Source organism: Streptomyces sp. NPDC091280, from assembly GCF_044768565.1.
In the GTDB taxonomy this organism is placed as follows: Bacteria; Actinomycetota; Actinomycetes; order Streptomycetales; family Streptomycetaceae; genus Streptomyces.
In genome coordinates, this window is sequence record NZ_JBIVUZ010000001.1 from 114,743 (window position 1) to 127,735 (window position 12,993).

Annotated in this window: 11 protein-coding genes; 2 read left to right on the top strand and 9 right to left on the bottom strand. The window is 61.3% G+C overall.

Going from position 1 to position 12,993, the window contains the following annotated elements; genetic code table 11:
• Positions 1–68 precede the first annotated feature (68 nt).
• Complete coding sequence (locus tag ACIQPR_RS00535) at positions 69–809, top strand: GntR family transcriptional regulator (protein WP_403639736.1); 741 nt, start codon at positions 69–71, stop codon at positions 807–809.
• 364 nt (positions 810–1,173) lie between these two features.
• Here ACIQPR_RS00535 and ACIQPR_RS00540 read toward each other — a convergent pair whose 3' ends face one another.
• The 8 genes from ACIQPR_RS00540 to ACIQPR_RS00575 form a co-directional block, all read right to left on the bottom strand.
• The gene (locus ACIQPR_RS00540) at positions 1,174–2,028 is read right to left on the bottom strand and encodes a hypothetical protein (protein WP_403639739.1); all 855 of its coding nucleotides are present in this window, start codon (positions 2,026–2,028) and stop codon (positions 1,174–1,176) included.
• Positions 2,029–2,039: 11 nt separating this feature from the next.
• Positions 2,040–3,584: an AAA family ATPase gene (locus ACIQPR_RS00545; RefSeq protein ID WP_403639742.1), complete on the bottom strand. Its 1,545-nt coding sequence runs from the start codon at positions 3,582–3,584 to the stop codon at positions 2,040–2,042.
• Positions 3,584–5,197, bottom strand: coding sequence for a restriction endonuclease subunit S (locus ACIQPR_RS00550; RefSeq protein ID WP_403639745.1), 1,614 nt, complete (start codon positions 5,195–5,197; stop codon positions 3,584–3,586). Before ACIQPR_RS00550 ends, ACIQPR_RS00545 begins: the two co-directional genes overlap by 1 nt.
• 11 nt (positions 5,198–5,208) lie before the next feature.
• The gene (locus ACIQPR_RS00555; RefSeq protein ID WP_403639748.1) at positions 5,209–6,600 is read right to left on the bottom strand and encodes an N-6 DNA methylase; all 1,392 of its coding nucleotides are present in this window, start codon (positions 6,598–6,600) and stop codon (positions 5,209–5,211) included.
• A 1,018-nt stretch (positions 6,601–7,618) separates the two neighbouring features.
• Positions 7,619–8,662 (bottom strand): hypothetical protein, encoded by a 1,044-nt coding sequence (locus ACIQPR_RS00560; protein ID WP_403639751.1) that lies wholly within the window; start codon positions 8,660–8,662, stop codon positions 7,619–7,621.
• Between the two features lie 409 nt (positions 8,663–9,071).
• Positions 9,072–9,392, bottom strand: coding sequence for a hypothetical protein (locus tag ACIQPR_RS00565; protein ID WP_403639754.1), 321 nt, complete (start codon positions 9,390–9,392; stop codon positions 9,072–9,074).
• Positions 9,393–9,396: 4 nt separating this feature from the next.
• Entirely contained in the window at positions 9,397–9,717 is a 321-nt protein-coding gene (locus tag ACIQPR_RS00570) for a hypothetical protein (RefSeq protein WP_403639757.1), read from the bottom strand.
• Positions 9,707–10,267 carry a bifunctional DNA primase/polymerase gene (locus tag ACIQPR_RS00575; RefSeq protein WP_403639760.1) on the bottom strand — a complete coding sequence of 187 codons (561 nt, stop codon included), beginning with the start codon at positions 10,265–10,267 and terminating at the stop codon, positions 9,707–9,709. The genes ACIQPR_RS00570 and ACIQPR_RS00575 overlap by 11 nt, the downstream gene beginning before the upstream one ends.
• A gap of 389 nt (positions 10,268–10,656) precedes the next feature.
• On the opposite strand from ACIQPR_RS00575, the gene ACIQPR_RS00580 reads away from it, so the two are divergent.
• On the top strand, positions 10,657–11,892 hold the full coding sequence (locus ACIQPR_RS00580; protein ID WP_403639763.1) for a hypothetical protein: 1,236 nt from the start codon (positions 10,657–10,659) through the stop codon (positions 11,890–11,892).
• Positions 11,893–11,935: 43 nt separating this feature from the next.
• Here ACIQPR_RS00580 and ACIQPR_RS00585 read toward each other — a convergent pair whose 3' ends face one another.
• The gene (locus ACIQPR_RS00585; RefSeq protein ID WP_403639765.1) at positions 11,936–12,865 is read right to left on the bottom strand and encodes a phosphotransferase family protein; all 930 of its coding nucleotides are present in this window, start codon (positions 12,863–12,865) and stop codon (positions 11,936–11,938) included.
• Positions 12,866–12,993: the final 128 nt, after the last annotated feature.

Genomic DNA, 12,993 nt, shown 5'->3' on the forward strand with positions numbered 1-12,993 from the left:
CACGAGCGTGGACAAGCTGTCTACGAGGACACACAGCCCGCAGAAGCCACGGCCACGGAGGGCCCCGCATGCCGCCGAAGAACACGCAGCCGAAGTACCGGCAGATTGCCGACTACCTGCGCGAAGGCATCTTGGACGGCACCTTCCCCGCCGGCCAGCCGCTCCCGTCCGAGGAGGCACTGGCAAAGCAGTTCGGCGTGACGCGTCCCACAGTCCGTCAGGGCCTGAGTGAACTCCGGGCGTCAGGTCTCGTCGAGGCCATCATGGGCCGCGGCACCTTCGCTCGCTCCCCCCACAGCCGCCCCAGCCACACGCGCCCGCGCGGCGTACGCAGGACCACAGACGGCCGTTATGTCGAGGCAGACGGCATCAGTTGGACAGACGCCGAGCCGCCAGTAGCCACCCGCACGGACGCCCCGCTTGCTCTCGCGGACCTACTCCGCATCCCGCCAGGCGAGCCAATGTTCACGTACGACGCCCTACAGACCGCCGCCCACGGCCGCATCCGACAGCTCCACCGCACTTACATCCCGTTCTCGGTGCTGATCGACACCAAGTACGAGGAAGAGGCACCCCCGCCAGCGCCGGAGCTCTACACCGCGCTCGCCGACCTGGGCCACGAACTCCACTTCACGGAATATGTCCGCACCCGCATGCCCCTGCCGGACCAGGCCCAAGCACTACGGCTCGCGGACGGGGTCCCGCTGCTGCACGTCATCCGCGTGACCCTCACCGAGTCAGACAAGCCCCTCGCCCTGGAGGAGTTCCACCTTCCAGGCGACGAGTTGGAACTGTCGTTCCAGCTGTAGCACAGGCCGATTTGGCTCAGACTTTCTCTACGTCATCAAGGCGGCTCGCTCCGCTCCCCGCGCGCGGCCCGGCCCCCGGCCGGGCCTGCGCTCCTGTCTCCGCCCCGCTCCAGCCCGGCCGGCGCCCGCGCCGCGCTCAAAGCATGCAGCCGCCTGATGCCAGAGAAGGGGTACGTCGTGGCTGGGGCGGTCGGCTCCACGGCTTTAGGCAGCCACTTTGGCGCGAGCCTCGAAGATCATGGCCCCAACGTCGTGCTTTACCGGGCAGGTCCACAGACTGCCCGACGCGCCGGAAGCTTACGGGGCCATGATCACTCGCGCCAAAGCAGCTCCAGCCCAAAGCCGCTCCGCCGACCTTTTCGAGCTATCTGTTCAGGAAATCGAAGACAATCCGTGCCGAATCACTTGTCGCTCGATGACTCCGAATTGCACACATAGCCACGGCCGAATACTCTCTAGTCCGCTTCAACGATCGCGCCAGGTCATTCATAGCTTCTCGATAACGGTCACGCGCCGACGACTGTTTCGATGCATTCCATCGCCTTTGCGCCTTGTCAGCATCGTCGCAAAGCTTCAGGATTTGGGCGTAAACCGCGCGACGCGCCTCCACTAGGGGCACGTGATCCAAATGATAATACTTGGTGGAAGTAGTCACCTTTTCGTCACCAGCATTGTCGAGATCAACCCTACGAGGATTGGCGGATACCTGGCCCGTTTCATCGAACCACAGCAGGGCAACATCAGTCGCGGAGCAGGGGTCAATCAGGAGTGGAATCTCCTCGGACAGGATGTCATCAGGACCCTTAGCCCGCTCGGATCCAGCTAAGACAGGGAAATAATCTGATTTACCCCCAGCAGTGCCGTCAGGCCCATTACGCCACGAGTTACAGAAAGTGCAAGCGAAACGAAAGTTCTCATAGTCAAATGCCAGCCACCAATAGCCCGGATGGTCGGTTCCTTTAACTGAGGACTTCGGGCGGTAATGGTCAACCGCGTTGTCTGAGCGATGATCTCGCGTTTCGCAGTACCAACACTTACCGTGACTCACGGCCGCAAGGTCAGCCTTTAGCTCACGCCAGAGCTTACTATTCTCATCGATAATGCGTGCCCTGTCTTTTGCGCTTTCTGCCGCCGCAAGGTCCTTCTTCAGTTTCCTGGCAGACGCAAGCCAGGATGCACTGAGACGGAGTCCCACTTCTTCGATGTCAACGAATATCAAATTCGCCCCCCTCAATCGTCAACATCAAATAGATCACGCACGAGTTCAGCAGCCTCCCGCCTATTCTGCTCAATCTCCTCGCGTGACAGGACGACCTCGTCTTGCGGCTGACTCTGTGTGCGAAGCTTGGCCCGCAAGAACTCCTGAAACTCCGGGTCTCGGTTTTCGAACAACAGGCCGAGGTCCCTCAGTTCATGACCTAGGGAAGAAAGCTCCTGTTCCTCTTCAATAGTCAGGTCAGTCTCTTGTGCTGCGAGCTCCCGCTTACGGTCCAGCTTCCTCAGAGTCTCCAAGTCCAGCTGTGAGCGGAGGCCGTAAACATCACTCGTGAGCAAAGCTCCAACACCCATGCCTCGGGGATCTTCCAACGGCTCAAGAGCAAGAATCTGACCGTCTTCCCGGCGCTGTAGGATTCTGACCTCATCCTTGGTAAGGCTGGCTACAACCAAGGGGTCGTGAGTTGCCATGAGGACCTGAGACCCAGCATCCAGCCCCCCGAAATCATGCAGGAACTGTTTGTATTGAACGCTCCAAGCCGGATTGAGATGGGTATCCGGTTCGTCGAGGAGGAACAATGACTCCTCTTCTTTGGTGAACCGCATGAGACCAAGAACCAGCAACAGTTGCTGCTCACCCTCGCTGAGCTCTCTGAAAGTCAGTGGTGCATCAGCTTTATTAATGGAGACCCGGATACGCACGTCGTTGATCAGCTCGGAGATATACGTGCTCTCCAGGGCCTTGAAGAACTCCTGGTTAGTTTCGTAGCTGCTGGCCAATTCTCTAACTCTGTCGAGGCTAGGCAAGTAGAGGAACAGATGTTCGGATCGAACGTGACTATTAAATCCAGTCCTAACGCGGGTTTTCATACGTAGCGGAGCGAGGGCAAGCCGATAGAGGCTGTCAAGCAAACCCCGTACGGTACCGCGCGCATTCCAAAACCGCGGATCGCCGTCATGACTGTTCCAGGATGGTTTCTGCATAACAAACAATGCAGAATCAAGTCCTTGAATCCCCAGATGGTCCTTAAGCAGAGACTGCACTGCAGGATCATCATCCAGAAAAAAGGCGAGGAGCACGAAGTTTGAATGAACATTACGTGCATAGAATAGCGGCCTAATGGGCTTGTCGTTACCACCAACCAGGTCCTTATAAAATCGCTCTTGGTGAGCCACGAAGTGGTCTTCCAGGCGATTACTTGGACCTGAGTAGTAACCGAATACATGCTGCGGACGGTATCGTGCTCCGGCCGCCCCGGTGAAGCGGCTAGCCGGGACGGGCTCGCCTCCGACCAAACAGTTAAGGCGGTAGCGTCCATCCTGTTCTGTGGCCGACACGTCGACGTCGTACTGGCGTACTAGATATCGGATTCGGTAGGCGAAAGATGGTGCCACACCCAGATCCAAATCACGAAAGATGAGTGTTATCGCCTCTAGCAGGTTGGACTTTCCAGCGCCGTTCCTCCCGACAAGTACCGATACACCTGAGGCGCCGGCGAACTCTACGCGGAAATCTCGAAGATTCTTGAACCTTGGGATTTCTACCTCAAGGAGACGCATCAGGACGACACCTCAAGGAAGACCGAAGTGTCATCAGGTCGGTGCACCTGCACGAGGCCATTTGTCTCGAGCTCCCGCAGCAACGAGTAGAACTCATCGATGTCCTGTTCGGTCAAGGCCAAGGAAGCGTAAAGCTCTTCGGGAGTAGCCCTTGTTCCTGCAGCCCGCAGAGCCTCAATAAGCCGGTCCCTGCTGGGTGTCACCTTAATGTTCGCCTTAGCCGGTGTCCGCTTCTTTGCAGCCACTTCCTTCTTCCTGCTTTCTCGAGACTCATTTCCGGCTTTTGCCCGTAGGCTGGATACCAGGTTAGCGGAGGTGCCTCTGCCAGGTTGCTCTCTGGAAATCTCTTCTGCCAGTTCCCCATATGCCAGCGAGACAATCAGAGCACGCTCAATCATGTTAGATCGATTGAGGCCTGTTTCAATCTTCTCTCGCAGTAGGTCCAACTCCGCGATTGCATCGTCCAACAGTGTTACTAGTTCACGCTGTTTCTCGATGCTGAAGAGCGGCACTGGGAGCTGCCTCACGTCAGCGAGGTTTAGGCCAGGCATATTGATACCTCGCATACGACCACGTAGCCAAGCCTGGGCAGCACCACTTGCCAACCAATGAGCCAAGAATGAACTATCGATTTCGGCGGCCGGCCTGAGTCGCGCGGTCCCTTGAGTGATCTGCGCACCGTCAAGCTCCTGAGGAACGATGGCTACACGCGTGTGGCGAATGATCCCCAACAGTACATCGCCCGGCCGCAATGCCGACCGCTCATACTTTTGCGCAATCTCGGGACTGGTGCGCCTTAGCTGCTGCTCTAGAATTTCTCCTTCTCGAAGATCCTGTCCCCGGATGTAAGGCACCCCATCTTCACCAGAAATGTCCGGTCCAGGTTGGAGAATCCCATAGACGATTGGCGACGATTCACCAACTACCTCGCTGGCCTTCCTCCATTCCCCTTCAATCAGCTCCGGGGTAGTGTCTAGATCCAAACAAGTATCACCTAGGATTATCCGATCACGCACTTTCTGCGGCAGGTCGGAAACCATAGGGGAGGTTTTCTGCAACGCATCCGTTGTCAGATCAAGAAGGTCCTGTACCTGTCGGGACCGTTCAGAAATTTCCCGCTGAACCTCAAGGGGTGGTACCGGAAAGGGAAGGCCACGGAAACGCTTGAGACCGAGATTAACGATGTTGGTCGTCCCCCGGGCTAGAGCAGAGAAAATACCACTATATTGGTAGGCGCGAAAAACCAGAAGGGCAAAGTCTGGGTGAATTTCTTCATGTGGCCTGAATCGAATAACATGATTCTGGAAGTAAAGCTCCTCAACCTCTCCATTGAACAATGCGCAACGGCCAACTAGCTCTCTACTTTGCCCCTCACACAGAAGTACATCGCCAGCCTGAAGTCGGTAGCGTAGCCGGGCTTCGGGCGAGAAGGACATGGTCGCAAGTTCTTCCAAGTCCAAGCAGTCATCGAAGACGTTCGCCACCCGCAGATAAGGCCGGTTGTCGGGACCGTTTGCTGCAGCAGGGGTACGCTGCTGACCCACAATTGCTTCGCCAGCCTCGCCCACTAGGCACGTGGACCAGCCTTGTGGAAAGTTGAGATGGTCAATCATTCGCTGGCCCCTTAAGAAGTCTCGGCCGAAGTGCGGGAGAGACCGTAGGCCTCCAAGATTCGTTCCAGTGATTCGATAGCAGACCTAGCAGTTTCCAGTTCCTTGCTGAGCAAATTCGTCAAGTCCAGCAGGTTGCCGGGCTGAGTCGAACTCTCATTCGTGAACTTTTCTGCCTTGTCGAGACGTTCACCGTCTGAAGCAATATCTTCACGAGAAAGGTAATGAAATCTTTCAGTCGGATTGCGCGGGCTCCTGCCGTTCGGGTCCTCTCCATAAGCTGTGACGAAGTCGTCGAGGTCGCTGTCTGTTAGCTGCCGCCGTTTCCCATAAGTGGTCCCTTCGCTGCGCAGATTATAGAACCACGTCCCATCGCTCCTACCGTCATTTGAGACGAAAAGCACTGAAGTTCTAATTCCGGTTGCATAGAAGATTCCAGTGGGCAAGCTCAGCACCGTGTGCAGACGGAAGTTATCTAGCAGAACCCTCCTGATCGAGCAGGCAACGCCAGACTCAAAAAGAACGTTGTCGGGGACCACAATGGCTGCCCGACCGTTCTTCGCAAGCGATTTATAGCAATGTTGGATGAAGGCAAGCTGCTTATTGGACGTGGGGAAATCCAGTTGCTTCTTCTGCTCCGAACTCAGCGAACCCTTCAGTCCGAAGGGGGGATTCGTGAGGATTACGTCGACCGCCGGTTTTCTAGGGGGCTGACTCAAAGTGTCGACGTTCGTAATCTCACCCCGTAGCTCGTGCAATAGAAGGTTCATGAGAGCCATGCGTTGCACGTCATGGACCAACTCGTTCCCGACCAGCCGGAGGTCACCGCTACCCATCGAGCGGGCAAATAGACCTGCGGCAACTAGGAAGCCAGCAGTTCCCGTAGCCGGGTCATAGACAGCCTCGCCCCCCGTCGGCTTGAGTACCTTCACTAGCGCGTCCACCACTGGTCGAGGAGTGAAGTATTGCCCTGCGCCATACCGTGACTCTTGTGCGTTCTTCTCGATCAATCCTTCATAGACGTCACCTAGACCATTCTGCTTTGCCCGATACCAGTCGATGCTGTCAATTTCGCTGATCAGTTTATACAACGATGCACTATTACGCACCTGAGTAGATGAATCAGCGTAGATCTCGCGAACGATCTGAGACTTGGCCGTGGAGAGGTTAACCAGGGTGCGTTCGTAAGTCGCGAGGGCTTCTGACGAAGGTGCCGATCGCAGAGCTTGCCAGCGACTTTCGCGCGGGATGAGTTGCTCAATCTTAAGCTCATCGGCCAACTTAAGAAATAGCAAGTATGACAATTCATTCAGGTACTCGTGATAGGTGACGCCCTCGTCGCGAAGTACAGAACAGAGGGACCAAAGCCGGCGAGTAACGTCTGAAGTGTCTTGCATGTTGGCCATCTCCGCAGCTAGTTACCGACCTGCCTGGGAGGCTTGCGCGCTCCCATAACATCACCATCCGCCCCTCTTCGCCCGTTTTTGCGGCGTTCTGGATGATGCATTCTGTCAAATCCTATGCTCCTACGCCGGCGACCTAGCATGGGCCCGGCAGCTGGCTCCCAAAAGACGCGTCGTCCGGGGTTGGATCGCCAGCTACACGAGTCGACGTGCCACCTCCATGCAGCACGACCCCGCTCGCACGAAGTGTTTGCGGTCATCCGGTAGGCGGGCTCTTGAACGGTAGCCACCAAGACGTCAGCTGTCTTCGACTTCACTCGGGATGCTCATGGACCGGGGTCGCCACGGTCAGCAAGGTGCCCCGTGGTCGGACACCTGCCCCTTTCCCTCGACTGGTGAATCGCGGTTCAAATGTGAGGTCATTCAGCCTCTCTCTTTCAAAGCGGTGGTGGGTGGCAAACCCATGGGGTTCGTCGTACTTACCGACGTGCGCCCGGATCGCCCGATGCCAACAGCCATGCACCCTGCCCTGCATGGGCAGAGCGCCCGACGCTGGATGTCCGAACTCAAGGCGAACCAGTGGGAGGGGGAAGGACCGTGGGTGAGAGAAAGCAGGGCAAATGTGGTTGGCCGATGGATCGAGGCAGTTGCCGCACAAGACGATGAAGGGCACGTCGCGTTGCTACCTCCACCAAGGTGACTGGACGAAGCGTGCCCAAACCGAGCTGAAGAAGAGGGGCGAGCAAGCCCCGCAAGAAGTGAGTCGGAGTCGTGGGGTGAGTGTCTAACTGCGTGACAACGCCGACGAACAGCGGCGGACGAGCGCGGACGTCTGCGGACCATCAGCGCAGGTGAGAGCCGGGCGGGCCCAAGGCAGCGCCCTCACCCAAGTTGCTTCGGGACGAAGCAGTCGTGGGTTCACCTCCCGCAACCCGACAGCTACGTAGCTGACCAGAGGGCCCTTATCGAATCGGTAGGGCCCTCTAGCGTTGCTGCGTGTCTACCTGCATGCCCTTGGACGTCACGCTCCCGGCCGTCCCACGGGGCGCAAACGCACCGCTCTCCTGCTGAAGAGCGTCACCAGAGCGGTCGCAATACTCAGCGCTGCTTCGCCTGCTTCTTGGGAGACCGGGACTTCACGCGGACCACCCGCGTGCCGGTCACCGTGCCCCTCCCACAGATCAGTGAGCATGGCGACTACCCCGGTTGTTGTGCCTTGCGTCCCTGACTTGTCGGTCAGTACGCATTCGTACTTCGCTCCTGCATCCCGAAGATGATCACGAACCCTGCCGAGGGTAGGCAGCGGGTTGCGTGGCAGGAACATCGGGCAGGCCACTGCTTCCACCGCGCGGATCAGGTCAACGTAGGCACCGCTTGCGTCAGCGTGCACCGCGAACAACTTGTCGCGGGCCCGCTCCAGGTGCCGACGGGCCGCCGGGTAACCACTGCTCTCAGCCGAGTCTGCTGCCGTAGCGAAGGCCTCGCTGAGTCCCTCCTCCATTCTTCTCTGGAGGCCACGCCGATCCGGAGCGACCTCATACACCGAGCGGGATTCAACTAGCAGGCGGTTCAACGGCTCGATGATCCGCTTGGTCCGTCTGGCGCCGCTGTGCCAACGAGCGACGATCGGCAGCGTTTCCGGGGGCAGTGGCTCGCTGCACAACACGGAAAGGAGGTCATCGACCACGTCCCAAAGGATCTCCGGCTCCGTGCCGTACGCAAGAAAGCGCACGTGCGGGTCCGGGGGCATCGGCACAGACGGCCGACCGGGGACGTACGCCTTCTCCTCCCGCATCGAACTCTCTGCCTCCCATTGCGCGGTGAGCTCCGCCAGCTCCGCCTCACGTTCCCTCAGTTCCCGCTGATACTGGTTCAGGTACGACCTCGGCAGTTCGAGATCCAGCCGGATCAGAACGTGCCGCACCTCCTGTCGGCCTTGAGCCGCTGTCTCGAAGATCCAGTCACGAAGCGCAGGTTCAAGTGATGCGGGCACCCCCTCGACCAGGGCGGGCACTGGGGCCGCGCCCACGCGAACGGAGAGCCGAGGCCGGGCGGTTGATCTCATGTGCAGACGATAGCCGCCTGAAGCGCCACATCACCCCCAATTTCCAACGTGCCCCGCCCGCCGTACTAGTTGGTCTCCGAGGCCCGCAACCCTGGTCAAACTGCGGACTGCTCATAGTGACTGGCCTCGTGTACGGCCGAGGCTCCAACGTCGCTGCGCCGCAGGTCATCTCAACGTCCGCCGTGAAGCTACCCAAGCTTCCCAATCCGATGTCGCGGTTCGGCCTGCCGCTTCGTCCGGGCTGCGGCGCTGGGGCGCCGGTCCCGGCCGAGCGGCAGGCAGGTAGGCGACGTGCGCTGGACAGTAAGGAGCCCCGTACGACAGCGCGGGGGACGGTGTCGTACGGGGCCAGGCCAACAGATCGAGGGAGCGGACTCGGACCGCGATCGGCTGGCGTCTGAGGAACGGTTCAGGCCGCCGACGCCTGCCGCCGCGTGGCCGGGGGCGTTTCAGCCGCCATGCGGTGCGACTCGGCTTCGAGTCCCGCCGTGATCAACGTCGCCAGTAGATCGGCTGCTTCAGGACGAACGGTCCCGAGCTGCACCAAGCCCTCACCGAAGACGTTCACGTCAGCCAGCAGACCGGGGAAGTCGGAGTCCAGGCCCAGCAGTACAAGTTGATCGGCCAGAGTGCCGGCGCTTCGTCGTGCACGGTTCCAGCCGCGGACGTACGGCACCCCGGGCACCAGGTCTTCCGCCCGCCTGGCCACTACTCCTCGCCGGTCGGTCATGACGTCAGGTCCTTCCTTTGTGTTCTTCGACGGTGGTCGGTGCGTGCCCGACGTCGTCACGGTCACGGCCGAATCCGCTTGCCAGCGCCAGGCGCAGGAGCTCCGCCAGGCGCTCCGCCGTGTCGGGAGACACCCGCCCCAGCTCCACGAGGCCGTGACCGAAGGCGTTCAAGTCCGCGCGCAGGTACGGAAAATCCTTCTCCAGGCCCGCGCGCACGAGGACGTCTCGCAGGGCCGTTGTCGCGTTCCGGGCCGCATACCAGCCGTCGCTTTCCAGAGGCGACCACACGGCAGCATCGGGCCTGTCCGTCGGCTCACCCGGCATCGGTGGTCGTCTCCTCGGGAAGCGCGGCGACCGCCGAGTAGGGGGTCGGGTACCGCTCGTCGAAGCGGTCGATCCTTGCCAGGAGTTCCGCGGAGGCGACCAGCGCGGTCGCCAGGGCAACCGGGCGCAGCGGGTTGGCCTCCGGCCGACGCGTCGGGGCGCGAAGCCACTGATAACGGTCCTCGGACAGTGGGATGGGGCCCGGCACAACGACGGCGGAACCTTGGCCGAGGTACCGGAACGGCGGCGGAGAGGACGTCTCGCGCCCCAGGTAGAAGGTGAAGGTCTCACGGCTCTGTGAAGAGAGGAAGAAGCCGACTCTCTGCGCCTTTCGGTCAATGACCGAGGGTCCGTGCGGCATCCCGGTCCGCTGAAGACGGTCGAACATCTCCATCCCGAGGCGCTGATCCACGCTCACCACATCGAAGAATCGGCCGGTCGGCAACAGGCAGGGCATGCGCGGGTCGTCCGCCCAGGCCTGCCGACACTCCTCCGGGTTGTCGGCCGCCGCAGACAGCCATTCCACGCCTCGCCTGGTCATCCTCTGCACGTCGTCTCACCCTCAGTCAACCTTCGGTGCGGCCCCGATGCCGCCGTAGGTCCAGACTCACGGTCCGGCCCCTGGCCAGGGCAGATGACGAGAGGTGACGAGGGATGACGCGTCCACGCATGTCGCGTCATCCCCCGTCACTCGTTCCCTGCGGACGATCTCCGATTACTGACTGCAAGAAGCAATGACCAACGCGTACATTCGTTCACGCAAGCCGAGTTGTCGCACCGGCACATGCAGAAGTAACGAGGGGTCACGTCTTCATGAAGCCGACCAGTGTCCGCTTACGTGAGGCCCGTACGGGCCGAGGCTGGAGTCAGCCACGGTTGGTGAGGGAGTTACGGCAGGCCGCCGCCCAGCGTGGGCACCAACTCCCGGCGGACGCCAGCGTGAAGCGCCGTATCGCCAGTTGGGAGAACGGCCACAGCACTCCGGACGAGTTCTACGGGCCGCTGCTGTGCGATGTCTTCGGCACCGGCGCGGCAGTGCTCGGCCTGAGTCACGGAGAGCCACAGGATGCGGCCGTGCTCGACGCCGCGTATCCAGCCAGCACGGATGACGCCATTCAGACGGTGGGTCAGTTGTGGCGTGCGGATCTCAATCAGTACGACCCGTTGCTCACGGCGGAGCCATCCGAGCCCGCGTGGAACGAGGCGTCCCTACGGTGGCTGGTCGCGCCCGAGCCCAGCATCCCCCGGCCGCGTGCCGAGGGGGTACGAGTCGGTCTCGGCGACGTGGCAGCCGTCAAGACCACGGCGGACATGTTCGCCCGGCTCGACGACCAGTTCGGCGGAGATCACGCGCGTCACTCGGTCATCCAGTACCTCAACAACGATGTGACCCCGCTCCTCCGCGGCCGGTACACCGAACAGGTAGGCCGGGCCCTGTTCTCCACCGTGGCGGAAGCAACGCTCCTCGCAGGCTGGATGTCCTACGACGCCTGCCGTCACGGACTCGCCCAGCGGTATTTCCTCCAAGCCCTCCGCCTCGCCCAGGACGCCAACGACCGCCGGCTTGCGGGCAGCATCCTGTCAGCGATGAGCCATCAGGCAACCTTCTTGGGTCGGTACATCCAGGCCGCAACTCTCGCCCGCGCAGCGCTCATGGGCATTTCGCCAGTCGCCACCCCGACGTTGCGGGCCCAGTTCCATGCGATGGAGGCCCGCGCGCTTGCTCGCACCGGAGATGTAGCCGCCTGCGAAGCCGCCCTGAGCGCGGCGACCAGAGCCCTCGAAAGCCGGAACAGCGAGGACGAGCCGGAGTGGATCACTTACTTCGACGAGGCCGAGCTTGCCGCCGAAGCCGCCCACTGCTTCCGTGACGTCAGCAGCGCACGTCAGGCCGTAGCTCACGCCGAGAACGCCATGAGCGGCAACCACGTACGAAGCGACTTCTTCGCGACCATGGTTCTCGCCGACGCCCACTTGCGCGCCGGAGACGCCGAGGAAGCATGCCGTGTGGCTCTTGACGCTCTGGATCTCGGCGAACAGCTCAAGTCCGCGCGGTGCGTTAGCTACTTGGCCGAGTTCCGCCGGAACCTCGGTGCGGCAGGCCCCAGTGCCGCAGCGCGTGTTCTTGCTGAAGAGGCGCGAGAACACAGGCTGTGGATCGCAGCGGGGGTATGAGGTCCAGCGCAGATCTGCGGCATAGCTGCACCGCCGCCCGCCCCTAGAAAGCACCCCACGAATCGCGCCCCTCGCCCGATCGCAGGGACCGCATGCGTAGCGCGAACTCGGCGGCGAAGCGCTCGCTCGTGGCCACCTGGTGGCCGATCCACGCCACCATCATCAGTTCCCGCAGGTCGGCCAACGTCTCGTATCCGGGCCAGTTCATGAGATCGAAGCCGTACCGGTGGACGAATTCGGCGTACTGCGCCTTGGTGTGCCAGCCGTAGCGGTCGTAATAGATCGCGGTCAGAATCAGATCCCACTCACGCGGGGCGAGGGCGAGCCCATCGAGGTCGATGAGGACGGCATGGCCATCCCGGTGACGGAGGACGTTCCCGATGTTGGCGTCCCCATGGATCATGCCGAAGGGCAGGACGAAGTCCAGTCGGTCGTACTCCTTGGCGAGCCTGGCCGCCCGCTCGTCCAGGAAGGACCGGTCCTCGTCCGAAATAGCGTCGAGGCCGTTCAGCGAGGCCGACAGCTTGGCCAGGGGGTCGAAGTACGGGAGGCGAAGCGACTCGGGTTCTTCGAGCCAGTGGAACCGGCGAAGCAGGTCGGCCAGTTCGCCGACCGTCGCGAACTCCTCGGTCTCCTGGACGCTCTCCCAGAACGTCACCACCATGCCGCGGACGACGACAGGTTGTGCGACGCCAGCCCGCACCCGCGTTGCGGGGAAGTCGACCGTCTCCAGCCACTGAGCGACGCCCACAACGCGTTCCATCTCCGCCAGGACAGCGGGGTCACGGGCGATGCGGACGATGATCGGTAAGGAGGTCAGGCGGTACACCGCGTTGGAGCCCAACCGCAGCAGCTCCGCCCCCGTGGCGTCCAGGTCGGCCGCCTCGCATGCCTCGCGCAGGACGACTTCCACGCCCTCCGCCGTGAACGCCGTACCGCCGTCGTGCGCTTCCCCGCCCCTGCCCGAGATCATGCCTTCGACGATACGGCGCAGCCCGACCCCCGCACAGGCCGCCCACGTAATAGGGACGTAATGATCTTTGCTGAGGCACCCCTTCGGCACCGCTCCCCCGCAGGTCAGGGCGCCCGACGGCCCTTGGC